Source organism: Roseovarius pacificus (assembly GCF_900142665.1).
GTDB classification, from domain to species: Bacteria; Pseudomonadota; Alphaproteobacteria; order Rhodobacterales; family Rhodobacteraceae; genus Roseovarius; species Roseovarius pacificus.
Map to the genome: position 1 here is coordinate 213,488 of NZ_FRBR01000004.1, position 23,092 is coordinate 236,579.

Consider the following 23,092-nt stretch of genomic DNA (forward strand, 5'->3'; position numbering starts at 1 on the left):
GCGGGCCGGGCATGGCACCAGTTGCGCAAAACGGGGGGAACGGTACGATGCGGCATGCGGAAACGGTGACATTCGGAGGCTCGGCGCTGGATCGGGCGCATGAACTGCGCGGTGACGATGCGGCGCTGGGTGCGGTCGTCGCCGCAGGGCAGGCCGATACGTTGCTTTTGTGGCGCGGCAAACCGCTGGTGCAGGGCGACGCGCTGGATCGCCTGATGCGCCTGCCGATGGACCATCCGGTTCTGGCGCAATCCGATCTGCCGCCGATCCTGCTGGGCCGCGAAGACGGGCGGCTGATTTTCGTGCACGATATCTCGGGCTGGCGGCCCGAGGGGCTGGACGAGGACGAACTGGGCCGGTTCCTGGACCTCAGCGAACAACGCCACCCTGACCTGCCCGGAGAGGCCGCCTTTGTCGAGCTGCGCCGCATCATGACCCGCCTGGCGCCGCGCGATGCCGAACTGGCGGCGACGGCGCGGGCGATGACGGGCTGGCATGTCTCGCACCGGTATTGCGCCCGCTGCGGGGCCGAAAGCGCGATGGAGCGCGAGGGCTGGCAGCGCCAGTGCCCGTCCTGCGGCGCGGTGCATTTTCCGCGCACCGACCCGGTGGTGATCATGCTGATCACGCGGGGCAACCGGGTGCTGATGGGCCGCTCGCATGGCTGGCCCGAGGGCATGTATTCGCTGCTGGCGGGGTTCGTCGAGCCCGGTGAAACCATCGAGGCGGCAGTGCGCCGCGAGGTGGACGAGGAAACCGGCGTGCAGGTCGGCGAGGTCGGCTATCTGGCCAGCCAGCCCTGGCCTTTTCCCGCCTCGCTGATGATCGGCTGCCGTGGCGAGGCGCTGAGCGACGAGATCACCATCGACCCGGTGGAGATCGAAGATGCGCTGTGGCTGACGCGCGAAGAGATCATGCAGGCCTTTGCCGGGGAGCATCCGTTTCTCGCCGCCGCCCGGAAAGGTGCAATTGCACATTTTTTGCTGCGCAACTGGCTTGCGGATACGCTGGATTAAGGCGAAAGTGCCGGTTGGTCAGTACAGGTAGTTTCCATGAAGTTCAGCAGTCACGAGGATATCGAGGCCCCGATCGAAGAGATTTTTGGCGACGTCACGGATTTTCAGGCGTTCGAGCGGCAGGCCCTGCGCCGTGGCGCAGAGGTGCAGCGCGTCGATGACCTGACACGGCCGGGCCCCGGCATGATGTGGGACGCGGCGTTCGATCTGCGCGGCAAGCGGCGCGAAATCACCATCGAACTGATCCGGCTCGATCCACCCAACGGATTGCTGGCCGAATCCCGCTCGCCGGGCATGGAGGGGCGGTTCGAGGTGGATCTCGTGGCGTTGTCGCGCAGCCGCACGCGGCTGAGCGTCACCCTGAGCCTCGAGCCCAAAACCCTGTCCGCGCGCCTGCTGGTGCAGTCGATGAAACTGGCGCGCAAATCCCTGACGCGCCGTTTTCGCAAACGGGTGGCGGGATTCGCGACCGAACTGGAAAACCGTCACAAGAAGGCCGGCCTGGCCTGATCCGGCCAGCCCGCGCGGATCAGTGGCGGCGCGGGTCGGCGGGGTAGACGCCCAGCATGGTGATATCGGACGTGAAATAATCCAGCTCGTCCAGTGCGCGTTTCACCCCCGGATCGTCGGGGTGACCTTCGATATCGGCGTAAAACTGCGTTGCGGTGAACGATCCGTCCACCATGTAGCTTTCCAGCTTGGTCATGTTCACGCCATTCGTGGCGAAACCGCCCATCGCCTTGTAGAGCGCGGCAGGGATGTTGCGCACCTGAAAGACGAAGCTGGTCATCATGCCGTCATCGCCCCGGCGTGACAGGTCGGGCTGGCGGGCCATGACCAGAAAGCGCGTGGTGTTGTTGCCCTGATCCTCGATATGGCGGGCCAGAACGTCGAGGCCGTAAATGTCCCCGGCCAGTTCGCTGGCCAGCGCGGCAAGGCCGGGTTCATTCACCTCGGCCACGTGTTTGGCCGAACCGGCGGTATCCGCGCCGGTGACGCGGCGAATGTCGTGTTTTGCAAGGAAATCACGGCACTGCCCCAGAAGCATGGTGTGGCTCATGGCGCGGTTCACGTCCTCCAGCCGGGTGCCGGGCAGGGCCAGCAGGTTGATGTGCACCCGCACGAAGGCCTCCGAGACGATATGCAGCCCCGATTTCGGCAGCAGGTGGTGAATGTCGGCCACGCGCCCGAAGGTAGAATTCTCGACCGGCAGCATGGCCAGTTCGGCATCGCCTTCGCGGACGGCCTCGATGGCGTCCTCGAAGGTGCGGCAGGGCAGTGCCTCCATCTCGGGGTAGGTTTCGTGGCAGGCCTGGTGCGAATAGGCGCCGGGCTCACCCTGGAAGGCAATGCGCTTGGTCATACGGGGTATTTCCTGTCAAAAGTCCGCCGGTCGGGCGTTTGGTCGCGCAAACTACACCTTGCGTCGAACAAGGGGAAGCGGATAGATACCGCGCGACGGATACTAACGGGAAACGGGCTAATGTTCGATACGATGACATTCACCAAGATCCTTGGCGGCTTTTGCGGCGCGCTTCTGGTCTTTCTTCTGGGCGGCTGGGCTGCCGAGTCGCTTTATCACACGGGCGGCGGTCACGGCGACGGCCACGAACAGGCCTATGTGATCGACACCGGCGAGGACGAAGGTGGCGAAGAGGCGGTCGAGGAAGGCCCGAGCTTTGCCGAACTCTATGCCTCGGCGGATGCGGGCAATGGCGAACGCGTCTTCAACAAGTGTAAAGCCTGCCACAAGGTCGAAGACGGCGCCAACGGCACCGGCCCGCACCTGTACGGGGTGGTTGGCCGCGCCGTCGACAGCGTGGACGGTTTCGGATATTCCGGCGCGCTCGAACAGGTGGCCGAAGTCTGGACGCCCGAAGAACTGTTCCACTTCCTGGAAAATCCCAGTGGTTTCGCGCCGGGCACCGCGATGAGCTTTGCCGGTCTGAAAAAGGAAGAGGACCGCGTGAACGTGATCGCCTATCTGGACATGACCGATGGCGGCATGACCGAAGTCGAAGCCCCGGCCGCCGCCGAGGAAGAAGCCGCCGCCGAGCCCGCAGCGGAAGAAGAGGCCGCGACCGACACTGCTGCTGCCGAGGAAACCGCCGAGGAGCCCGCTGCCGAGGAGCCTGCCGCTGAGGAGCCCGCTGCCGAGGAACCGGCGGCGGAAGAAGCCGCTGAAGAGCCTGCCGCCGAAGAGGCCGCCCCGGCCGAGGAAGACACCGCCGCTGCCGAAGGCGACGCATCCGGCTTTGCCGCGATGGTGGCTGCCGCGAATCCCGACGATGGCGCAAGTGTATGGCGCCGCTGTCAGGCCTGTCACAAGCTGGAAGAAGGCAAGAACGGCGTCGGCCCGCATCTCTATGGTATTGTCGGGCGTGAAATCGCCAACGTCGAAGGCTTCCGCTATTCCAAGGCGCTCGAAGAGCTGGAAGGCACATGGACCGTCGATGAGCTGAACGCATGGCTGGAAGACCCCAGGGGCTATGCACCGGGCAACAAGATGAGCTATGCTGGTCTGCGCAAGGAAGAGGACCGCGCCGCGCTGATCGCCTACATGCAGGCGGCCATGCAATAAATCCGCGCCGTTCCCGAATGTCAGGGCCGCTTTCCGGGCAACCGGAAGGCGGCCTTACGCTTTTGTGAGGTCCGAATCGCGGTCCGATCCGTTTCCGCGCTTGAACATGGGTCGGCCCCTCCATTAGCTTGCCACAGGCGGCAAACGCACCAGATCGCATGGTGCGGGAAAAGGAGACTGCGATGATCCGACAGCGCAACAGGGCCGTGGCCCGGACCAGCCCCCTGAGCATCCCGCACCGGGCGATGGCGGTCCTGATGGGGTTGGCCATCGGGGCGGTGATCGCCCACGCGGCGCTGGCCGACGAGGGCGAAGGCGAGGTGATCCGCTCGCACGGGTATTCCTATTACGGCGATCTGAGCTATCCGGCGGATTACGAGCATTTCAATTATGTGAACCCGGACGCGCCAAAGGGCGGCGAGATTTCGATCTATGCGCCGGGCACGTTCGATTCGATGAACCCCTATTCGCGCAAGGGCCGCGCCGGGCAGTTGTCGTGGATGGTCTACGAAAGCCTGCTGGGCGATATGCCCTCGGGCGGCGGGGCCTCGCCTGCCGATGCCTATGGCGAGATGTACGGCCTGCTGGCCGAAAGCCTCGAATATGACGAGGGCAAGACCTGGGTCATCTTCCACATGCGCCCCGAGGCCCGGTTTGCCGACGGTACGCCGGTCACCGCGCATGACGTGGTGTTTTCGCATAACCTGTTCCTGGAACAGGGCCTGCCCTCCTATGCGCAGGCCGTCAGCCGCCGGGTGACCGGGGCCGAGGCGCTGGACGATCATACGGTCAAGTTCACCTTCGCCACCGGCATTTCGCGCCGCTCGCTGATCGACCAGGTGGGCAGCACGCCGGTGTTTCCGCGCAAGTGGTACGAAGACACCGGCGCACGGCTGGACGAATCGCGGCTCGAGGCCGCGCCGGGATCGGGCCCCTATCAGGTGGCCAGCTACGACGTGAACCGCCGCATCGTTTACCGGCGCAACCCGGAGTACTGGGGCCGGGATCTGCCGATCAATCAGGGGCGGCACAATTTCGATACCATCCGGATCGAGTATTTCGCCGATGACAACGCCGCCTTCGAGGCGTTCAAGGCGGGCGAATATACCTTCCGCTGGGAAGGCAATTCCAAGACATGGGCCACGGGCTATGACTTCCCGGCGGCCAACAGGGGGCAGGTCAGGCTGGAGGAACTGCCCGACGGCACCCCGCCCGAACCCAACGGTATCGTCTTCAACCTTGGCCGCGAGGTGTTGCAGGACAAGCGCGTGCGCCAGGCGATCGCGCTGGCCTACAATTTCGAATGGACCAACGAATCGCTGCAATACGGGCTGTTCAAACAGCGCCATTCCTTCGTGCAGGACACCCCGCTGGAGGCCAAAGGCGTGCCGGAAGGGGCCGAACTGGAACTGCTGAAATCGCTTGGCGACGTGGTGCCGCCCGACATGCTGAGCGAACCGGCGGTGATGGCGCATTCCTCCGCGACCGACCGCCTGAACGACCGGCGCAACCTGCGCCGCGCCATGAAGCTGCTGGACGAGGCGGGCTGGACCGTGGGCAATGACGGCAAACGTCGCAACGCGCAGGGCGAGCTGCTGAGCATCGACTTCCCGATCGCATCCTCGGGATCGGCCACGCTGGGCGCGGTGGTGGACAGTTTCGTCAGCAACCTGAAACTGATGGGCATCGACGCGAGTTTCGAAAAGGTGGACCCGTCGCAATACACCCTGCGCAGCCGGGATCGCGATTACGATCTGGTGTTCGACGGCTATACCAGTTTCCTCGGGGCGGGCACGGGCCTGATGCAGCGTTACGGCTCGACCGAGGCCGAGTTCAGCCTGTTCAACCCCGCCGGGCTGGCCAGCCCGATGGTGGACGCGATCATCGACGCCGCGCTGAACGCCGAAACCAGCGAAGAGGAAGAAACCGCCCTGATCGCGCTCGACCGCGCGCTGCGGCACGAATTCTTCATGGTGCCGGTCTGGTATAACGACAGCTATTGGGTGGCCTATTGGGATATGTACGAACACCCCGAAACCCTGCCGCCCTATGCGCTGGGCGTGCTGGATTTCTGGTGGTTCAACGCCGACAAGGCCGAGGCGCTGAAAGCCTCGGGCGCGCTGAGGTAACCCGCCGATGGGTGCCTATATCCTGCGCAGACTGCTGCTGATCGTTCCCACGCTTCTGGGGATCATGGTGATCAATTTCGTCCTGGTGCAATTCGTGCCGGGCGGCCCGGTGGAGCAGGTGATTGCCAACATGCAGGGGCAGGGCGACGTGTTCGACAGCTTTGCCGGATCGGGCAGCGATGCCGGGCAGGACATGACGGGCGGCGGCGGCAATGAGAAATACCTTGGCGCCCGTGGCCTGCCGCCGGAACTGATCGAGGACCTGGAGCGCCAGTTCGGGCTGGACAAACCGCCGCTGGAGCGGTTCCTGAACATGATGTGGAACTACATGCGCTTCGATTTCGGAGAAAGCTATTTCCGCAAGATCGACGTGACCGACCTGGTGCTGGAAAAGATGCCGGTCAGTATCAGCCTTGGCCTGTGGTCGACGGTGATCGCCTATCTGATCTCGATTCCGCTCGGCATCCGCAAGGCGGTGCAGGACGGGTCGGGCTTCGACACCTGGACCAGCGGGGTCATCATCGTGGCCTATGCGATCCCCGCCTTCCTGTTCGCGATCATGCTGCTGGTCCTGTTCGCCGGGGGCAGTTACTGGCAGTTTTTCCCGCTGCGCGGGCTGACCTCGGACAACTGGGAGCAACTGAGCCTGTTCGGCAAGATCGTGGACTATTTCTGGCACATCACGCTGCCGGTGGTGGCCTCGACCATTTCGGCCTTTGCGACGCTGACGTTGCTGACCAAGAACTCGTTCCTCGACGAGATCAAGAAACACTATGTCATGACCGCCCGCGCCAAGGGGCTGAGCGAGCGGCGGGTGCTCTATGGCCATGTGTTCCGCAACGCCATGCTGATCGTGATCGCGGGCTTTCCGGCGGTGTTCATCGGGGTGTTCTTTGGCGGCTCGGTCCTGATCGAGACGATCTTTTCGCTCGACGGTCTGGGGCGGCTCGGGTTCGAGGCCGCCGTGGGGCGCGATTATCCGGTGATGTTCGGCACGCTGTTCCTGTTCGGGCTGATCGGGCTGGTGGTGAACATCCTGAGCGACCTGATGTATGTGCTTGTCGATCCGCGGATCGACTTCGAGAAGCGGGAGGGCTGAGGCGATGTGCGTGGTCCTGATCCGCAGACGCAGGCAGGGGGCGCTGCCCCCGTCGCCGCAGGCGGCGACTCCCCCGGGATATTTCGGGCATGAAGAAAGCCGGGGAGAGAAGGCATGACGCTGTCGCCCCTCAACCAGCGCCGCTGGCGCAATTTCAAGCGCAACAGGCGCGCCTTCTGGTCGCTGGTGATCTTTTCGATCATCTTCGTGATCACGCTGCTGGCCGAGTTCGTGGCCAATGACAAGCCGATCCTCGTGCAGTATCGGGGCGGGTATTACACGCCGATCTTCAACTTCTACCCCGAAACGGAGTTCGGCGGCGATTTCGCGACCGAGGCGATCTATCGCGATATCGAGGTGCAGTGCCTGATCGTCTCGGGGGGAATGGATGTCTGTTTCGACGATCCCGAAGGGGTGATTGCGGATGCCGAGGATGGGATGATCGAAGGCGAGGCGGTGTCGCCGGGCTGGATGATCTGGCCGCCGATTCCCTATAGCTACGACACGACGGTGGATCGCCCCGGCGCGGCCCCGCTGCCGCCCAACGAACAGAACTGGCTGGGCACCGACGACACCAAGCGCGACGTGCTGGCGCGGGTGATCTATGGCTTCCGCCTGTCGGTGCTGTTCACGCTGATCGTGACCGGCCTGTCCAGCCTTATCGGGATTTTCGCGGGCGCGATTCAGGGCTATTTCGGCGGCTGGCTGGATCTGGTGTTCCAGCGGGTGATCGAAATCTGGGCCTCGACCCCGCAGATTTACGTGATCATCATCCTGTTCGCGATCCTGCCGCGCAGTTTCTGGCTGCTGGTGGCGATCACGGTGCTGTTCGGCTGGATGGCACTGGTGGGCGTGGTGCGGGCCGAGTTCTTGCGGGCGCGCAACCTGGAATATGTGCGTGCGGCCAAGGCGCTGGGCGTCAGCAACCTGACGATCATGTTCCGCCACATGCTGCCCAATGCCATGGTGGCGACGCTGACCATGCTGCCCTTTGTCATCACCGGCACGATTTCCCTGCTGGCGGGGCTGGATTTCCTGGGCTTCGGCCTGCCGTCGAGCGCGCCCAGCCTGGGCGAGCTGACGCTTCAGGCCAAGCAGAACCTTCAGGCCCCGTGGCTGGCCTTCACCGCGTTCTTCGCCTTTGCCATCATGCTGTCGCTGCTTGTCTTCATCTTCGAGGGCGTGCGCGACGCGTTCGATCCAAGAAAGACCTTCGAATGAGTGTGCTGACGGTCAAGGATCTGACGGTGGGGTTCCGGCAGGACGGGCAGGTCGTGCAGGCGGTGCATGGCGTATCGTTCAGCGTGGACCGGGGCGAGACCGTGGCGCTGGTGGGGGAAAGCGGCTCGGGCAAGTCGGTGACGGCGCTCAGCACCGTGACGCTGCTGGGGCCATCGGCGCAGGTGGCGGGCAGTGTCACCTATGACGGGCAGGAGATGATCGGCGCACCGGACAAGCGGCTGCGGCAGGTGCGGGGCAACGATATCAGCTTCATCTTTCAGGAGCCGATGACATCGCTCAACCCGCTGCACACGCTGGAGCGGCAGATCACTGAATCTCTGGAACTGCATCAGGGCCTGACCGGCGAAGAGGCGCGCGCGCGGATCGTCGAATTGCTGGAGCGCGTCGGCATCCGCGACGCCGAAAGCCGGCTGACCGCCTATCCGCACCAGTTGTCCGGCGGGCAGCGCCAGCGGGTGATGATCGCGATGGCACTGGCCAACAAGCCCGACATCCTGATCGCGGACGAACCCACCACGGCGCTGGACGTGACCATTCAGGCGCAGATCCTCGAGCTTCTGGATGAGCTGAAGCGCGAGGAGGGGATGGGCCTGTTGTTCATCACCCACGATCTGAACGTGGTGCAGCGCATTGCCGACAAGGTCTGCGTGATGAAGGATGGCCGCATTGTCGAGGCCGGGCCGACCGCCGGGATTTTTGCCGATCCGCAGCACGAGTATACCCGCAAGCTTCTGGCCGCGCGCCCCTCGGGGCATCCCGATCCCGTGCCGTCCGGCGCGCGCGAGCTGGTGAAAACCGACCGACTGCGCGTCTGGTTCCCGATCCAGAAAGGGTTCATGCGCAGGACCGTGGGCCATGTGAAGGCGGTGAACGATGCCAGTATCGCCGTGCGCGCGGGGGAAACGCTGGGCATCGTGGGCGAAAGCGGCTCGGGCAAGACGACGCTGGCGCTGGCGATCATGCGGCTGATCCAGTCCGAGGGCGGGATCGCCTTTGACGGTGAGGATGTGCATGGCTGGTCCACCCGCGCGCTGCGCCGTCGCCGCGCGGATATGCAGATCGTGTTTCAGGACCCGTTCGGCAGCCTGTCGCCGCGCATGACCTGCGAACAGATCATCGCCGAGGGCCTTGGCGTGCATGGCAACCCGGACGGGCGCAAGGAGCGCGATCTGGTCGCCGAGGTGATGGACGAGGTCGATCTGAACCCGGCGACGATGGATCGCTACCCGCACGAGTTTTCCGGCGGGCAGCGTCAGCGCATCGCCATTGCCCGCGCCATGATCCTGCGGCCCAAGATGGTGGTGCTGGACGAACCCACCAGCGCGCTGGACATGACGGTGCAGGTGCAGATCGTGGACCTGTTGCGCCGCTTGCAGGTGAAATACGGGCTGGCCTATCTGTTCATCAGCCACGATCTGGCCGTGGTGCGCGCCATGAGCCACCGGGTGGTGGTGATGAAACAGGGCGACATCGTCGAATACGGCAGCGCCGGGGATGTGTTCGAACGCCCGCAGACCGAGTACGCCCGGACGCTGCTTCAGGCGGCGCTGGACCTGTCGGCCTGACCTGCACCGCAGGGCAGGTTCAGGTCTATGACAACCGCCGCGTGGTCGCTGGCATGGGGCCGGTGATGGCCGGTCTGCGGCAGGTGCACGCCGGTGTGGCGCGCGGCCTCCAGCCCCATCCCCTGACGGTGGATCTCGGGGATCGCATCGGGGCAGGCGCGCGCCAGCGCCGGGCTGGCCAGCATCTTGTCGGGGCGTCCGTACTGGCCCGACCACGCATCGTGATAGGACCAGCGCTCGCCGCGCGGCAGGCGCTCCATCAGGTTGACGGAGAACGGCGGCAGGATGGGGGCCGTGGCGGGGGGCTGCGCCGGGTGCCACGGGTCATTCACATCGCCAAGGATCAGCCACATCGCCCCTGCGGGCGCGTCAAAGCGGCGTTCGATCAGGCGGCGGGTGGCCTGCGCCTCGAGCGCGCGGACGGGAAAGGCGGCGTCGGCATCCGGGTAGGGGGCCTTGAAATGCACCGCGAACAGGGTCAGCCCCGGCAGGTCGATGCGCAGGCAATCGCGGCGGAACACGGGCGTATCGGGCTCCTGTCCGGGCAGGGGGCGCAGGCCCAGATCGCCGGGCGTCAGGCTGGCATGGCTGGCCACCTCCAGCGGCGCGATGCGGCTGAGCAGCGCCAGGTCCAGACCGCGCCCGTCATTGCCCGGCAGGCAGGCGCGGTGCGGATAGGGGGGCACCCCGGCGGGGATCAGGACGCGGTCGTGGAAATGATCCAGCGTGGCGCGGTCGAAGACCTCTTGCAGGATCACCACATCGGCGCGCAGATCGCCGATCACCTGAGCGGTCAGCGCCCGGTCACGCCGGTCCAGCGCGGGATCGTCGGCCTCGGGCGTGTCATCGTCGCGCGCACCGCCCAGATGTCCGCCCCGCAGGCGCAGGTTCTGAACGTTGAAACTGGCGATGCGTATATGCATCGGCCCTAGATGGCCGAGCTGTGGCCCGCCGTGCTGAGTTCGTAGGCGTCGAAGCTGCGGGCGATCATGCGCGTGAGCGGGCGGGCCTCGTGCGGGACGAACATGCCGCCCTCGTCCACCTGCAACAGGCCGGGGAACTGCGCCGCGCTGTCATCCAGCATCTTGCGCACGGCCTGAGGCGTGATGCCGAAGGTTGCGCACATCTCGGCGCTGTCGATGCGGAATTCGCACATCAACTGCTCGATCATCCGGCTGCGCAGTCGGTCTTCGTCGCTGAAGGCATGGCCGCGCGTGGTGGAAAACCGGCCATCGCGGATGGCGGCGGTATGCGCGCCGGTGGCCGGGGCGTTCTGCGCATAGCCTTGCGGGAATTTCGAGATCGACGACGCCCCCACACCGATCAGCACCTCGGCGGTGTCGTCGGTATAGCCCTGGAAATTGCGGCGCAACCGGCCCGTCTTTTGCGCGATGGTCAGCCCGTCGGTCTGGGTGGCGAAGTGGTCGATGCCGATCTCGGCGTAATTGTCCCACATGAACAGCCGCCGCGCGGTATCGAACAGGTCCAGCCGTTCCTCGGGGGTGGGCAGGGCATCGGAGGGCAGCAATTGCTGCCGCTTGGCCATCCACGGAACATGCGCATACCCATAAAGCGCGACCCGGTCGGGATTGAGCGACAACAGTTTCTGCACACTTTCAGTGATGCGCTCCCTGGTCTGGTGCGGCAGGCCATAGAGGATATCGGCGTTCAGGCTGGCCACGCCGCGGGCGCGAATCTCGTCGGCGGCCCATTTGGTGATGTCATAGCCTTGCAGCCGTCCGATCGACTGCTGGATTTCCTCGTTGAAATCCTGCACCCCGATCGAGGCGCGGTTCATCCCCGCCGCCGCCAGCGCATCCAGCCGCGCGGAGTCGATCTCGTTGGGGTCGATTTCCACCGAGAATTCGGTTTCGTCGGTGAACGGCGCGATCTCCTTGATCGCTCCGGCCAGGTCTTCCATCATGCCGGGCTGCAACAGCGTGGGCGTTCCCCCGCCCCAGTGCAGGCGCGACAGGCGCACGCCCTCGGGCAGGTGTTGCCCCAGCATCGCCAGTTCGGACTTGAGCGTTTCCAGATAGGCGATCACCGGCGCGTCGCTTTGGGTGCCCTGCGTGCGGCAGGCGCAGAACCAGCACAGCCGACGGCAGAAAGGGACGTGAACATAGAGCGAGATTTTCGCGCCCTGCGGGATCTCCTCGATCCAGCGGGTGAAGTCCCCGGCGCCGATGTCGCGCCCGAAATGCGGGGCCGTCGGATAGCTGGTGTAACGCGGAACCTTCGCGTCAAACAGCCCCAGTGCGGCGAGTTGTGCTTTCGTAACCATGACGACTGCGTTAAGGTACGCGCCGACAGCAAGCCTTGATTCAGATCAATCCTCCCCCCAAAGTGATCACGCCATGCTTAAAGAAGATACATACGACATAGCCCGCGATTGCGGCGAGTGCCCGATTCGGCATCGCGCGGTCTGTGCCCGATGCGAGGTGGATGAACTGGAACAGCTGGACCAGATCAAGTATTACCGCAATTTCGAGGCCGGTCAGACGGTCACATGGGCCGGGGACAAGATGGATTTCGTGGGCTCGGTCGTGTCCGGGATCGCCACCCTGACCCAGACGATGGAAGACGGGCGCACCCAGATGGTGGGCCTTCTGCTGCCCAGCGATTTCGTCGGCCGCCCCGGCCGGCGCACCGCCGCCTATGACGTGGTGGCGACCACCGATCTGGTGATGTGCTGTTTCCGCAAGCAACCGTTCGAGGACATGATGAACCGCACGCCGCATATCGCGCAGCGGCTGCTGGAAATGACGCTCGATGAACTGGACGCGGCGCGCGAATGGATGCTGGTCCTGGGCCGCAAGACCGCGCGGGAAAAGATCGCCAGCCTGCTGTCGATCATCGGCCGGCGCGATGCCGCGTTGCACATGGCGGGCCGGGAAGGGCCGATGGTGTTCGACCTGCCCCTGACGCGCGAGGCGATGGCCGATTACCTGGGGCTGACGCTGGAAACGGTCAGCCGCCAGATTTCGGCGCTGAAAAAAGACGGCGTGATCGTTCTGGAAGGCAAGCGCCACGTCACCATCCCCGATTTCAACCGCCTGCTGGACGAGGCGGGGGACGACAGCGACGGCGGGTTGCTGGCCTGACCCTTTCGGTGGGGCGTCCCTGCCTTCATCACGGCCTCTCAGAACCAAACAGAATCAAAAAGGCGCGCCCGGATCGGGGCGCGCCCTGCAATGGTCCGGTTTGCGGCTCAATGCGCCATGAACACCGGCAGTTTCGCCTGTTCCAGCATGTATCGGGTCGCACCGCCGAACACCGCCTCGCGGAAGCGCGAGTGCCCATAGGCCCCCATCACCACCATGTCGGCATCCATGTCCGCGGCATGGCGCATCATCACGTCCGACACGCGCGGCAGGGTCTTGGACAGCACGTCGATCTCGACCTTGACGTCATGGCGCGCCAGGTATTGCGACAGCATCCCGCCGGGGTCCGACCGGTTCGGCCCGTGTGTCGGCGGGTCGATCACCACCACATGCGCGACATCGGCCTGTATCAGCATCGGCAAGGCGGCCCGCACGGCGATCAGCGCCTCGGGGCTTTCGTTCCAGCCGATCATGATGCGCTGGGGCGCGGGGGCCGGCTTGGCGTTGTCGGGCACGATCAGGGCAGGCGTGTGGGCTTCGAACAGGGCCGATTCGGTGACCGGCTCCAACTCGGCGCCGTGCCCTTCGCCATAGGGCTGCGCCAGAACGACGAGGTCCGAGAACCGCGCCCGCGAGGCCACATGCCGGCCCAGATCGGCCAGTTGCGCTACCCCGGTTTCCGAGGCCCAGCGCAGGCCGGACCCGTCCAGCATTTTGGTGACGCGCTTTTCGATGGCTTCCGATTCTTCATGGGCGCGGGTGATCGTCTCCTGCAATACGACCGCACTTGCCCCGGCATAGTAATACCCGGCCTGGCTGCGATCGACGCCAAGACACAACACGTCCAGATGGGCGTCATGGGCTTTGGCCATTTCCATGGCGTGGTTCAACACGCCCTCGGCCAGGTTTTCATCCGTGATAACGGAAAACAGGCTGTTGTAAGTCATTTCGCGGTTTCCTCATGGCTAAGGTCTCTGGTTAGAATAGGGGCGATACTGATCGTTGTTCTTTGATACGCATCAACTAATGCGACATCGGGTCTTGATGCAGATCAAGGCGTTTTCTGCTGTATCTTATCATTAACGCATCAGTCTAAACGCGCCCGTGCGACAAGTTCGAATCGCGCGGATAAAGACGAGGGGACGCAATATGACGAACTATTTCAAGCTGATCGTGCTTGGAGTGATCGCGCTTTTGGCGCTGATCGCTGCGAATTATGCGCGCGATCTGGCCTATCTGGTCAACGCGCTGACAGTCGCGCTGGCTGCGACGGGTCTTTTTATCTGGACGCTTCGCAAGACCGACGAACCCGTTCCGAACGTGGATCTTTCCGGGCAATACATGGACGGCGTCGTGCGCGCCGGGGTGATCGCCACCGCCCTCTGGGGTGTCGTCGGCTTTCTGGCCGGGACGTTCATTGCCTTTCAGCTTGCCTTTCCGCAGCTCAATTTCGACTGGGCGCAGGGTTATATGAATTTCGGGCGCTTGCGTCCCCTTCACACCTCGGCGGTGATTTTCGCCTTTGGCGGCAACGCCCTGATCGCCACGTCGTTCTATGTCGTGCAGCGCACCAGCGCCGCGCGGCTCTGGGGCGGCAACCTGGCCTGGTTCGTCTTCTGGGGCTATCAGCTCATGATCGTTCTGGCCGCCACCGGCTATGTGCTGGGCGCGACGCAGTCGAAAGAATACGCCGAACCGGAATGGTATGTCGACTGGTGGCTGACCATCGTCTGGGTGGCGTACCTGGCCGTGTTCCTCGGCACCATCGTCAAGCGCAAAGAGCGTCACATCTACGTCGCCAACTGGTTCTACCTGTCCTTCATCATCACCGTCGCGATGCTGCATATCGTGAACAACCTGAGCATCCCGGTCTCGATCTTCGGGTCGAAATCGGTTCAGGTCTTCTCGGGCGTGCAGGACGCCATGACGCAATGGTGGTACGGCCACAACGCCGTGGGCTTCTTCCTGACCGCCGGTTTCCTTGGCATGATGTATTACTTCGTGCCCAAGCAGGCCGAACGCCCGGTGTATTCCTACAAACTGTCGATCATCCACTTCTGGGCGCTGATCTTCATCTACATCTGGGCCGGTCCGCACCACCTGCACTACACGGCGCTGCCCGACTGGGCCTCGACGCTGGGCATGGTGTTCTCGATCGTGCTGTGGATGCCCTCCTGGGGCGGCATGATCAACGGCCTGATGACCCTGTCGGGCGCATGGGACAAGCTGCGCACCGATCCGATCATCCGCATGATGGTGATCTCGGTCGGCTTCTACGGCATGTCCACCTTCGAGGGTCCGATGATGTCGATCCGTGCGGTGAACTCGCTGTCGCACTACACCGACTGGACCATCGGCCACGTGCATTCGGGCGCTCTGGGCTGGAACGGCATGATCACCTTCGGCGCACTCTACTTCCTGGTGCCGCGCCTGTGGAACCGTGAACGCCTGTACTCGCTCTCGATGGTCAGCTGGCACTTCTGGCTCGCCACCATCGGCATCATCCTCTACGCCGCATCCATGTGGGTGACCGGCATCATGGAGGGCCTGATGTGGCGCGAAGTGGACGCCAACGGTTTCCTCGTCAACGCCTTTGCCGATACCGTTGCCGCCAAGTTCCCGATGTATGTGGTGCGTGGTCTGGGCGGGGTCCTGTATATCACCGGTGCAATCATCATGTGCTACAACCTGTTCATGACCGTCAAACGGAGCCCGGCTGTCGAAGCCACCAACTCCGTTGTTCCGGCCGAATAAAAGGAGCGACGGACAATGGCTACTGAAGACAAGAAACCCCCGATGCCCAAATCCGCCACCGGCGTGGGCGATCGCCCGAAGAAGCGGTCGATCCTGGACAAGCATGCGATCCTCGAGAAGAACATCACGCTTCTCACGATCTTTGCTTTCCTGGTGGTCACCATCGGCGGCATCGTACAGATCGCACCGCTGTTCTGGCTGGAAAACACCATCGAGGACGTAGAGGGCATGCGCCCCTACACCCCGCTGGAGCTGACGGGACGGGATATCTATGTGCGCGAAGGCTGCTACGTCTGCCACAGCCAGATGATCCGCCCCATGCGGGACGAGGTCGAACGCTATGGCCATTACAGCCTTGCGGCCGAATCGCAGTACGACCACCCGTTCCAGTGGGGCTCCAAGCGGACCGGGCCGGATCTGGCCCGCGTCGGCGGCCGCTACTCGGACGAGTGGCATGTCGATCACCTGCGCGATCCGCAAAGCGTGGTGCCGGAATCGGTGATGCCGAAATACGGCTATCTCGAAAACCGGCTGATCGAGCCGGAGCATATCGGCGATCTTCTCAGCACCCACGCGCTTGTCGGTGTGCCCTATACCGACGAGATGATCGAGAACGCGCAGGCCGACTTCCTGGCGCAGACCGATCCGTTCGGCGATTACGATGGCCTGATGGAGCGCTATGGCGACAACGTCAACGTGCGCAACTTCGACCGTCAGCCGGGGATTTCCGAGATGGATGCGCTGGTTGCCTATCTGCAAATGCTGGGCACGCTGGTCGATTTCTCGACCTTCACGCCCGTGGCCAGCCGGTAAGGGAGGATTGTCATGGAAACTTATTCCCTTCTCCGCGAATTCGCCGATAGCTGGATGCTGTTGTTCCTCTTCGCGTTCTTTGTCGGTGTGGTGATCTGGGTCTTCCGGCCCGGCTCCACCAAGACCTACGAAGATCCCTCGGGCATCCCCTTCCGGCACGAAGACAAACCCGCCCGCAAGGGCGAGGGCAACGCCAAGGAGGCGTGAACGACATGGCTAAGCAACCCAGGAAGAAACAAGAGGTCGAAACGACCGGCCACGAATGGGACGGGATCGAAGAGTATAACAATCCCCTTCCGCGCTGGTGGCTGTGGGTGTTCTACGCCACCATCGTCTGGGCCATCTGGTACACGATCGCCTATCCGGCGTGGCCGATGATCTCGGGCGCGACCGAAGGCTACAAGGGCTGGTCCACCCGCGCCAACGTGGCGCAGGAACTGGCCGAGGCCGAAGCCGCCAATGCCGAGATCAACGACAGGCTCGCCTCGGTGGAACTGGCCTCGATCTCGGACGATCCCGAACTGGCGGGCTATGCCCGTTCGGCAGGGGCCGCCGTGTTCAAGACCTTCTGCGCCCAGTGCCACGGCTCGGGTGCGGCTGGCGCCAAGGGCTATCCCAACCTGCAAGACGACGCATGGCTTTGGGGCGGCACGATAGACGACATCCATTACACCGTATCCCACGGCATCCGGAACGAGGATGATCCCGATGCGCGCTATTCCGAAATGCCCGCCTTCGGCGAATTGCTGGAGCCCGAGCAGATCGAGCAGGTCGTGAACTACGTCATGTCCCTGTCGCCCACCTACGAGCCGCAGGATGCGTCCCTGGTGACCGAGGGCGAGACCGTGTTCCTCGATCAGTGCGCCGTTTGTCATGGCGATGACGGCACCGGCGATATCTATCAGGGCGCGCCCAACCTGACCGACGCGATCTGGCTCTATGGCGGGGACTACGAAACGCTCATGGAAACGGTGACCAACTCGCGTTTCGGCGTGATGCCCCCGATGGGCGGGGCCAATCTGTCCGAGGCCGAGATTCGCGCCGTGGCCACTTACGTTCACCAGCTGGGCGGTGGCGAATGATCGCCCGCCCCGCATAAAGAATACCCGCAGGCGGCATGCCGTCTGCGGGTTTCGGCACCGGCTCTTCCGTCCTGTTCGCGCGTTTCCTGGAAGACCGGTGCCGTTCTTTTTTTCCGAAAATCGCACCCCATGTCAACGCTGTGCCGCAGTCCGCCCAGCGTCGTGCCGTGCTCAATCGCGCCGGCGGGCCACGGTATGGGCCTCGATCTCGGCGTTTCGGCGATTGTCGAATCGCTCGCTTTCAGCCCAGTGCGCCGGGGGCTCCCAGCGATCGCGATCATCTATGCGGGTGGCGGTCATGAAAGATTTTGCAAGGACACTCAGCATGGCGTTTCCTTTCCAACTGCTGTTTCTGCCTTTAATATGCCCTTGCAGCCTCCGTCCTGCGACTCAGGAATAATTCAAACCTGTAAGGTGACCTAACATGATAAACTGGCTTTCCATGCCGCCGCTGACCGCCCTGCGGGCGTTTGCGGCCCTGGCCGACACCGGATCGACCAGCGCGGCGGGGGAGGCACTGAATGTCAGCCATGCTGCGATCAGCCAGCAGATCAAGGCGCTGGAGGCGCATATGGGGGTCTCGCTGGTGGACAGGTCGGGCCGCGAATTGTCGCTCACGCGCGAGGGGCGCGACCTGGCGGATGCCCTGCGGGCCGGGTTCGGCAGCATCGCCCGCACCATCGAGTCCCTCACCGGGGCCGATGCCGACCGCCCGCTGCAAATCACCACGACCCCCAGTTTCGCCGCGCATTGGCTGATGCCCCGCCTGTCGGACTTTCGACAGGCGCATCCCGACATCGACATCATGATCGACCCCACGCCGCAGGTCACCCGACTGGAACCCGGCGGCCTGGATATCGCGATCCGCTATGGAACCGGCCACTGGCCGGGGCTCGATGCGCACCTGCTGTTCCGCTCTCCCATCGTTGCCGTCGCCGCGCCAGATCTGGTCCGCGACAGGCAGGTCAGCGAACCGGCGGACCTGATCGGCCTGCCGTGGCTTCAGGAATACGGCACCAACGAAGCCAGCGACTGGCTGCGCAAACGCGGCGTCTGCAAGGATCGCGAGGGCGGGTTGACGCAGGTGCCCGGAAACCTGTTGCTGGACGGGCTGCGCAACGGCTATGGGGTGGCTGTGACCGTTCATGACTGGGTGTGCCAGGATATCGCGGCAGGCCGCCTGCTGGAGCTTTTCCGCGACGAAGGCGAGGCAGGCTACTATATCGTGACCCGCCCCGGCCCCCTGCGGCCCAATGCGCGCGCCTTTGCCGCGTGGCTGCGGCGGCAGGCCGCGCTTGCAACCGGGATGAAATAGATCACTTTGAGAATCAGAATTTGATGCAGGTCAAGGCTGGACCGGCCGCCACCTGAAACAAGACACTGGTACTATAATGCGCATCCCGGAGTGATTCCGTTGTCCGACACCCAACCAGACGCCCCCAGCCTGTATGCCGCCAGGGAACCTGTCTTTCCCAAGAAGGTGTACGGCAGGTTCCGCAATCTGAAATGGCTGATCATGATCTTCACCCTCGGCGTCTATTACCTGACGCCGTGGATTCGCTGGGACAGGGGGCCGAACCTGCCCGATCAGGCGGTTCTGGTCGATCTGGCGAACCGCCGGTTCTTCTTCTTCTGGATCGAGATCTGGCCGCATGAATTCTACTTCATCGCCGGGTTGCTGGTCATGGCGGGGCTGGGGCTGTTCCTGTTCACCTCGGCGCTTGGCCGGGTGTGGTGCGGCTATGCCTGCCCGCAAACCGTCTGGACCGATCTGTTCATCCTCGTCGAACGCTGGGTCGAAGGCGACCGCAACGCGCGCCTGCGCCTGCATCGCCAGAAGAAGCTGGATTTCCGCAAGGTCCGCCTGCGCATGACAAAATGGATCGCCTGGCTGCTGATCGCGGTGGCCACCGGCGGGGCCTGGGTGTTCTACTTCACCGATGCGCCGACGCTCCTGATCGATCTCTTCACCCTCAATGCGCACCCGGTTGCCTATACCACCATCGCCGTTCTGACCGGCACGACCTTCTTCTTCGGCGGGTTCGCCCGCGAACAGATTTGCATCTACGCCTGCCCGTGGCCCCGGATTCAGGCCGCCATGATGGACGAGGACACGCTGGTCGTCGGCTATCGCGAATGGCGCGGAGAGCCGCGCAAGAATTCCGACGAGGTCAAGGCCGGGGAAACGCAGGGCGACTGCATCGACTGCATGGCCTGCGTCAATGTCTGCCCCGTGGGCATCGACATCCGCGACGGTCAGCAGCTTGAATGCATCACCTGCGCGCTGTGCATCGACGCCTGCGACGACATCATGGAAAAGATCGGCAAGCCGCGTGGCCTGATCGACTACATGGCGCTGACCGACGAACAGAACGAACGCGCCGGGAACGCGCCCAAGCCGATCATCAGGCACATCCTGCGCCCGCGCACGATCCTTTATACCGCTTTGTGGTCGCTGGTGGGTTTCGGCCTGTTGTTCGCCCTGTTCATCCGGTCCGATATCGACATGACGGTCGCCCCGGTGCGCAACCCCACCTTCGTCACCCTGTCGGATGGCACCATCCGCAACGTGTATGAGGTGCGCCTGCGCAACAAACATGGCGAAGACCGCCCGTTCCGCATGACCGTCAGCGGCGATCCCGCGATCCGCATTCAGCTTGAGGGCACGCCTTACGGTGCCGTGACGGTGCCTGCGGACTCGACCATGCTGCAACGCGTCTACCTGATGGCGCCCCCCAGTTCCGAACCGGCCCATTCCGAACGCACCGAGGTGCGCCTGTGGGTCGAGGATACATCGAACGGCGAACGCGCCTATCAGGACACGATCTTTAACGGCAGGGACAACTGATGACGGAACGCAAAATCACCGGCAAGCATGTGCTGTTCGGCTTTACCGCGGCCTTCGGGATCATCATCGCGGTGAACCTCCTGCTGGCCTATTCGGCGGTCAAGACCTTTCCGGGGCTTGAGGTGGCCAATTCCTACGTGGCCAGCCAGACCTTCAACGAGCGCAAGGCCGCGCAGGAATCGCTGGGCTGGACGGTCGAGGCACATCACCACGATGGCCGCCTGACCCTGTCGATCACCGACGACACCGGACAGCCGGTCTCGGTCAGGATGCTGGATGCCACCGTCGGGCGCGCCACCCATGTGGCCGATGACGTGGCCCCCGATTTCCAGTTCGACGGATCGGCCTATGTGGCCGATGTGCCGCTTGGCGACGGCAACTGGAACATCCGCATGACCGCCATCGCCTTTGACGGCACCGAGTTCCAGCAGCGGGTCGTACTGATCAAGGATTAAGGCCGATGACAGCCTCCATGCGCCCACCCCCTTCGGCCTGCCCGGCCTGCGCCGCCGCCCCCGCGGCGGAGCAACTGGCCGACATGCAGCCCCACGACCCGGCCCAGATCGCCTTGTCGCTGCCGACGATTCACTGCTCGGCCTGCATCACCAGGATCGAAAAGGCGCTGGAGGCCCATCCGCAGGTCAAATCCGCCCGCGTGAACCTGACCCTGAAACGCGCCAGCATCGAGGCCGGGCCGGAGGTTACCGCGACCGAGATGAAAGAACTGGTCGAAGGTCTGGGATACGAGGCGCACGAGCTTGATCCCGGCACCCTGAGCGCCACCGCCACCGATCGCGCCGGGCGCGACCTGCTGATGCGTCTGGCAGTCGCCGGATTCGCCAGCATGAACGTGATGCTGCTGTCCGTGTCGGTCTGGTCCGGCGCGGCGGACGCCACGCGCGATCTGTTCCACTGGATTTCGGCGGCCATCGCCCTGCCGACCATCGCCTTTTCCGGTCAGCCGTTTTTCCGCAATGCCTGGGCGGCGCTGTCGAACAGGCAACTCAACATGGACGTGCCGATCACGCTGGCCATCCTTCTGGCCGTGGTCACCTCGCTCTGGGAAACCTCGCTTTCGGGCGAACACGCCTATTTCGACGCCGCACTTGCGCTCACCTTCTTCCTGCTGGCGGGCCGTTACCTCGATCACCGCACGCGCGCCATCGCCCGCTCCGCCGCCGAGGAACTGACCGCGCTCGAAGTGCCCCGCGCCACCCGCCTGACCGATACGGGCGAGGAGGAAACCGTCAACGTGGCGCAACTCTCCGTGGGCGATCTGATCCTCGTGCGCCCCGGCGGGCGCATGCCGGTGGACGGGGAAATCACGCAGGGCACCTCGGAAATCGACCGCTCGCTGCTGACGGGCGAAACCCTGCCGGTTTTCGCCAGCGAAGGGCAGGGCGTCTCGGCGGGCGAGGTCAACCTGACCGGCCCGCTCACCATCCGCGCCACCGCCGTCGGGGCCGATACCTCGCTGCACCGGATGGCCGATCTGGTGGCCATCGCCGAATCCGGGCGCTCGCGCTACACCTCGCTGGCGGACAAGGCCGCGAAGCTCTATGCGCCCGGCGTGCATATCCTCTCGGCGCTCGCCTTCGTCGGCTGGTATCTCTACACGTTCGACATGCGCACCGCGCTCAATATCGCCGCCGCCGTCCTGATCATCACCTGCCCCTGTGCGCTCGGCCTCGCCGTGCCCGCCGTGACCACGGCCGCCAGCGGGCGGCTGTTCCGCAAGGGCATGCTGATCAAGCACGAAACCGCGCTCGAACGTCTGGCGCAGATCGATACCGTGGTGTTCGACAAGACCGGCACGCTCACCGCAGGCACGCCCGAACTGACCAACCTTGCCGATCTTCCGCGCCGCGACGTGGAACTGGCGCTGGCGCTGGCGCAGGGCTCGTCGCACCCGCTGGCGCAGGCCATCACCCGCGCCGCCCGCGAGGCCGGGTTTGCCCCCGCCCATGTCACCGACGTGACCGAGGTGCCGGGATACGGCACCAGGGCTTTGCTCAACGGGCAGGAGGTGCGCCTTGGCCGCGCAAGCTGGACCGGCGCGGAGGGCCGGACCGAGACCGCCACCTTCCTCAGCCGGGGCAATGGCGTGCCCGTGCCCTTCACCTTTGCCGACCGCCTGCGCGACGGCGCGGCCGAGGCCGTTCAGGCGCTCAGGGACGCGGGCAAAACCGTCTACCTCATGTCCGGCGACACGACGCAGGCGGTCGAGGCGCTGGCCGACCGGCTCGGAATCGAGCGCTGGCTGGCCGAGGCCCTGCCGGCGGACAAATCCAGCCGCATTCAGGCCCTTGCCGAACATGGCGCAAAGGTGCTGATGGTGGGCGACGGGCTCAACGACACCGCCGCGCTGGCGGCGGCGCATGTCTCGATTTCGCCCGCGTCGGCGCTCGATGCGGCGCGGGTGGCCTCGGATATCGTTCTTCTGGGCGGCGATCTGACGCCCATCGCCTCTGCCTGCACCACGGCGCGCGCCGCCACCCGCCGCATCCGCGAAAACTTCCGCATCGCCACGATCTACAACGTGATCGCCGTGCCGCTGGCGGTGGCGGGGCTGGCCACGCCGCTGATCGCGGCCTTGGCCATGTCGGCCAGTTCGATTACGGTGTCGCTCAACGCCCTGCGCCTGAGGTGACCCCATGACCATCCTTGCCTACCTGATCCCGATTTCCCTGTTTCTGGGGGGGATCGGGCTGGTGTTTTTCGTCTATACGGTCAAATCCAACCAGTATGACGACCCCGAGGGTGACGCCCGCCGCATCCTCAGCGACGAATACGACGACCACCCCAAGCCGTAACCGCCCGCACCTGCAATAAGCCACATTGGCTCCATTTCCCCCGGAT

The 23,092-nt window shown here is 64.3% G+C and carries 22 protein-coding genes; 17 read left to right on the forward strand and 5 right to left on the reverse strand.

What is annotated here, in order from left to right:
* Window positions 1-47: 47 nt before the first annotated feature.
* Both nudC and BUB53_RS09960 read left to right on the forward strand, forming a co-directional pair.
* Entirely contained in the window at window positions 48-1,016 is a 969-nt protein-coding gene (gene nudC / locus BUB53_RS09955; protein WP_073034562.1) for an NAD(+) diphosphatase, read from the forward strand.
* A 36-nt stretch (window positions 1,017-1,052) separates the two neighbouring features.
* The gene (locus tag BUB53_RS09960) at window positions 1,053-1,526 is read left to right on the forward strand and encodes an SRPBCC family protein (protein WP_073034563.1); all 474 of its coding nucleotides are present in this window, start codon (window positions 1,053-1,055) and stop codon (window positions 1,524-1,526) included.
* A gap of 19 nt (window positions 1,527-1,545) precedes the next feature.
* Here BUB53_RS09960 and BUB53_RS09965 read toward each other — a convergent pair whose 3' ends face one another.
* Window positions 1,546-2,379, reverse strand: a complete 834-nt coding sequence (locus BUB53_RS09965; RefSeq protein ID WP_073034565.1) for a prephenate dehydratase — start codon at window positions 2,377-2,379, stop codon at window positions 1,546-1,548.
* Window positions 2,380-2,499: 120 nt separating this feature from the next.
* Between BUB53_RS09965 and BUB53_RS09970 the strand changes: the two genes are divergently transcribed.
* From BUB53_RS09970 to BUB53_RS09990, 5 genes are all read left to right on the forward strand, one after another.
* The gene (locus BUB53_RS09970; RefSeq protein WP_073034567.1) at window positions 2,500-3,597 is read left to right on the forward strand and encodes a c-type cytochrome; all 1,098 of its coding nucleotides are present in this window, start codon (window positions 2,500-2,502) and stop codon (window positions 3,595-3,597) included.
* A 182-nt stretch (window positions 3,598-3,779) separates the two neighbouring features.
* Window positions 3,780-5,726, forward strand: a complete 1,947-nt coding sequence (locus BUB53_RS09975; RefSeq protein ID WP_084729061.1) for an extracellular solute-binding protein — start codon at window positions 3,780-3,782, stop codon at window positions 5,724-5,726.
* A 7-nt stretch (window positions 5,727-5,733) separates the two neighbouring features.
* Complete coding sequence (locus BUB53_RS09980) at window positions 5,734-6,825, forward strand: microcin C ABC transporter permease YejB (RefSeq protein WP_073034568.1); 1,092 nt, start codon at window positions 5,734-5,736, stop codon at window positions 6,823-6,825.
* 114 nt (window positions 6,826-6,939) lie between these two features.
* On the forward strand, window positions 6,940-8,046 hold the full coding sequence (locus BUB53_RS09985; RefSeq protein ID WP_073034569.1) for an ABC transporter permease: 1,107 nt from the start codon (window positions 6,940-6,942) through the stop codon (window positions 8,044-8,046).
* Entirely contained in the window at window positions 8,043-9,632 is a 1,590-nt protein-coding gene (locus tag BUB53_RS09990) for an ABC transporter ATP-binding protein (protein WP_073034570.1), read from the forward strand. Before BUB53_RS09985 ends, BUB53_RS09990 begins: the two co-directional genes overlap by 4 nt.
* Here the strand turns inward: BUB53_RS09990 and BUB53_RS09995 are convergent.
* Together BUB53_RS09995 and hemN are read right to left on the reverse strand one after the other, a co-directional pair.
* Window positions 9,605-10,555 (reverse strand): endonuclease/exonuclease/phosphatase family protein, encoded by a 951-nt coding sequence (locus tag BUB53_RS09995; protein WP_229709518.1) that lies wholly within the window; start codon window positions 10,553-10,555, stop codon window positions 9,605-9,607. The two genes, BUB53_RS09990 and BUB53_RS09995, sit on opposite strands and share 28 nt — an antisense overlap.
* Before the next feature lie 5 nt (window positions 10,556-10,560).
* Entirely contained in the window at window positions 10,561-11,916 is a 1,356-nt protein-coding gene (gene hemN, locus BUB53_RS10000) for an oxygen-independent coproporphyrinogen III oxidase (RefSeq protein ID WP_073034571.1), read from the reverse strand.
* 73 nt (window positions 11,917-11,989) lie between these two features.
* On the opposite strand from hemN, the gene fnrL reads away from it, so the two are divergent.
* Window positions 11,990-12,736: a transcriptional regulator FnrL gene (gene fnrL, locus BUB53_RS10005; RefSeq protein ID WP_073034573.1), complete on the forward strand. Its 747-nt coding sequence runs from the start codon at window positions 11,990-11,992 to the stop codon at window positions 12,734-12,736.
* A 107-nt stretch (window positions 12,737-12,843) separates the two neighbouring features.
* Here fnrL and BUB53_RS10010 read toward each other — a convergent pair whose 3' ends face one another.
* Window positions 12,844-13,683, reverse strand: coding sequence for a universal stress protein (locus BUB53_RS10010; protein WP_073034575.1), 840 nt, complete (start codon window positions 13,681-13,683; stop codon window positions 12,844-12,846).
* A gap of 202 nt (window positions 13,684-13,885) precedes the next feature.
* On the opposite strand from BUB53_RS10010, the gene ccoN reads away from it, so the two are divergent.
* From ccoN to ccoP, 4 genes are read left to right on the forward strand one after another with little or no spacing between them, the layout of a single operon-like run.
* Entirely contained in the window at window positions 13,886-15,490 is a 1,605-nt protein-coding gene (gene ccoN, locus BUB53_RS10015) for a cytochrome-c oxidase, cbb3-type subunit I (RefSeq protein ID WP_073034576.1), read from the forward strand.
* A 42-nt stretch (window positions 15,491-15,532) separates the two neighbouring features.
* Window positions 15,533-16,303, forward strand: coding sequence for a cytochrome-c oxidase, cbb3-type subunit II (gene ccoO, locus BUB53_RS10020; protein ID WP_073034580.1), 771 nt, complete (start codon window positions 15,533-15,535; stop codon window positions 16,301-16,303).
* 12 nt (window positions 16,304-16,315) lie between these two features.
* Entirely contained in the window at window positions 16,316-16,510 is a 195-nt protein-coding gene (locus tag BUB53_RS10025) for a CcoQ/FixQ family Cbb3-type cytochrome c oxidase assembly chaperone (protein WP_073034582.1), read from the forward strand.
* A 5-nt stretch (window positions 16,511-16,515) separates the two neighbouring features.
* The gene (gene ccoP / locus BUB53_RS10030) at window positions 16,516-17,385 is read left to right on the forward strand and encodes a cytochrome-c oxidase, cbb3-type subunit III (RefSeq protein WP_073034584.1); all 870 of its coding nucleotides are present in this window, start codon (window positions 16,516-16,518) and stop codon (window positions 17,383-17,385) included.
* A 171-nt stretch (window positions 17,386-17,556) separates the two neighbouring features.
* On the opposite strand, the gene BUB53_RS22750 is transcribed toward ccoP, so the two are convergent.
* Window positions 17,557-17,712, reverse strand: a complete 156-nt coding sequence (locus tag BUB53_RS22750) for a hypothetical protein (protein WP_159437801.1) — start codon at window positions 17,710-17,712, stop codon at window positions 17,557-17,559.
* A gap of 100 nt (window positions 17,713-17,812) precedes the next feature.
* Between BUB53_RS22750 and BUB53_RS10035 the strand changes: the two genes are divergently transcribed.
* The 5 genes from BUB53_RS10035 to ccoS all read left to right on the forward strand — a co-directional run bounded on the left by BUB53_RS10035 (window position 17,813) and on the right by ccoS (window position 23,046).
* Window positions 17,813-18,700 (forward strand): LysR family transcriptional regulator, encoded by an 888-nt coding sequence (locus tag BUB53_RS10035; protein ID WP_073034672.1) that lies wholly within the window; start codon window positions 17,813-17,815, stop codon window positions 18,698-18,700.
* Window positions 18,701-18,799: 99 nt separating this feature from the next.
* The gene (gene ccoG / locus BUB53_RS10040; RefSeq protein WP_073034673.1) at window positions 18,800-20,233 is read left to right on the forward strand and encodes a cytochrome c oxidase accessory protein CcoG; all 1,434 of its coding nucleotides are present in this window, start codon (window positions 18,800-18,802) and stop codon (window positions 20,231-20,233) included.
* Window positions 20,233-20,688 carry a FixH family protein gene (locus BUB53_RS10045; RefSeq protein WP_188744987.1) on the forward strand — a complete coding sequence of 152 codons (456 nt, stop codon included), beginning with the start codon at window positions 20,233-20,235 and terminating at the stop codon, window positions 20,686-20,688. Before ccoG ends, BUB53_RS10045 begins: the two co-directional genes overlap by 1 nt.
* A 5-nt stretch (window positions 20,689-20,693) precedes the next feature.
* A complete protein-coding gene (locus tag BUB53_RS10050) occupies window positions 20,694-22,883 on the forward strand; it encodes a heavy metal translocating P-type ATPase (RefSeq protein WP_073034587.1) in 2,190 nt (729 codons plus the stop codon).
* 4 nt (window positions 22,884-22,887) lie between these two features.
* Entirely contained in the window at window positions 22,888-23,046 is a 159-nt protein-coding gene (gene ccoS, locus BUB53_RS10055; RefSeq protein WP_073034589.1) for a cbb3-type cytochrome oxidase assembly protein CcoS, read from the forward strand.
* Window positions 23,047-23,092: the final 46 nt, after the last annotated feature.

Excerpts from the sequence above, each read along its gene's own strand:
- ccoP (WP_073034584.1), top strand. The coding sequence starts at position 16,516 with ATGGCTAAGCAACCCAGGAAGAAACAAGAGGTCGAAACGACCGGCCAC.
- BUB53_RS10010 (WP_073034575.1), bottom strand. The coding sequence starts at position 13,683 with ATGACTTACAACAGCCTGTTTTCCGTTATCACGGATGAAAACCTGGCC.
- BUB53_RS09960 (WP_073034563.1), top strand. The coding sequence starts at position 1,053 with ATGAAGTTCAGCAGTCACGAGGATATCGAGGCCCCGATCGAAGAGATT.
- BUB53_RS09995 (WP_229709518.1), bottom strand. The coding sequence starts at position 10,555 with ATGCATATACGCATCGCCAGTTTCAACGTTCAGAACCTGCGCCTGCGG.
- BUB53_RS09965 (WP_073034565.1), bottom strand. The coding sequence starts at position 2,379 with ATGACCAAGCGCATTGCCTTCCAGGGTGAGCCCGGCGCCTATTCGCAC.
- ccoO (WP_073034580.1), top strand. The coding sequence starts at position 15,533 with ATGCCCAAATCCGCCACCGGCGTGGGCGATCGCCCGAAGAAGCGGTCG.
- BUB53_RS09975 (WP_084729061.1), top strand. The coding sequence starts at position 3,780 with ATGATCCGACAGCGCAACAGGGCCGTGGCCCGGACCAGCCCCCTGAGC.
- hemN (WP_073034571.1), bottom strand. The coding sequence starts at position 11,916 with ATGGTTACGAAAGCACAACTCGCCGCACTGGGGCTGTTTGACGCGAAG.
- BUB53_RS09970 (WP_073034567.1), top strand. The coding sequence starts at position 2,500 with ATGTTCGATACGATGACATTCACCAAGATCCTTGGCGGCTTTTGCGGC.
- BUB53_RS10050 (WP_073034587.1), top strand. The coding sequence starts at position 20,694 with ATGACAGCCTCCATGCGCCCACCCCCTTCGGCCTGCCCGGCCTGCGCC.
- ccoS (WP_073034589.1), top strand. The coding sequence starts at position 22,888 with ATGACCATCCTTGCCTACCTGATCCCGATTTCCCTGTTTCTGGGGGGG.
- BUB53_RS10025 (WP_073034582.1), top strand. The coding sequence starts at position 16,316 with ATGGAAACTTATTCCCTTCTCCGCGAATTCGCCGATAGCTGGATGCTG.
- ccoN (WP_073034576.1), top strand. The coding sequence starts at position 13,886 with ATGACGAACTATTTCAAGCTGATCGTGCTTGGAGTGATCGCGCTTTTG.
- BUB53_RS09990 (WP_073034570.1), top strand. The coding sequence starts at position 8,043 with ATGAGTGTGCTGACGGTCAAGGATCTGACGGTGGGGTTCCGGCAGGAC.
- BUB53_RS09985 (WP_073034569.1), top strand. The coding sequence starts at position 6,940 with ATGACGCTGTCGCCCCTCAACCAGCGCCGCTGGCGCAATTTCAAGCGC.
- BUB53_RS22750 (WP_159437801.1), bottom strand. The coding sequence starts at position 17,712 with ATGCTGAGTGTCCTTGCAAAATCTTTCATGACCGCCACCCGCATAGAT.
- BUB53_RS10045 (WP_188744987.1), top strand. The coding sequence starts at position 20,233 with ATGACGGAACGCAAAATCACCGGCAAGCATGTGCTGTTCGGCTTTACC.
- BUB53_RS09980 (WP_073034568.1), top strand. The coding sequence starts at position 5,734 with ATGGGTGCCTATATCCTGCGCAGACTGCTGCTGATCGTTCCCACGCTT.
- nudC (WP_073034562.1), top strand. The coding sequence starts at position 48 with ATGCGGCATGCGGAAACGGTGACATTCGGAGGCTCGGCGCTGGATCGG.
- fnrL (WP_073034573.1), top strand. The coding sequence starts at position 11,990 with ATGCTTAAAGAAGATACATACGACATAGCCCGCGATTGCGGCGAGTGC.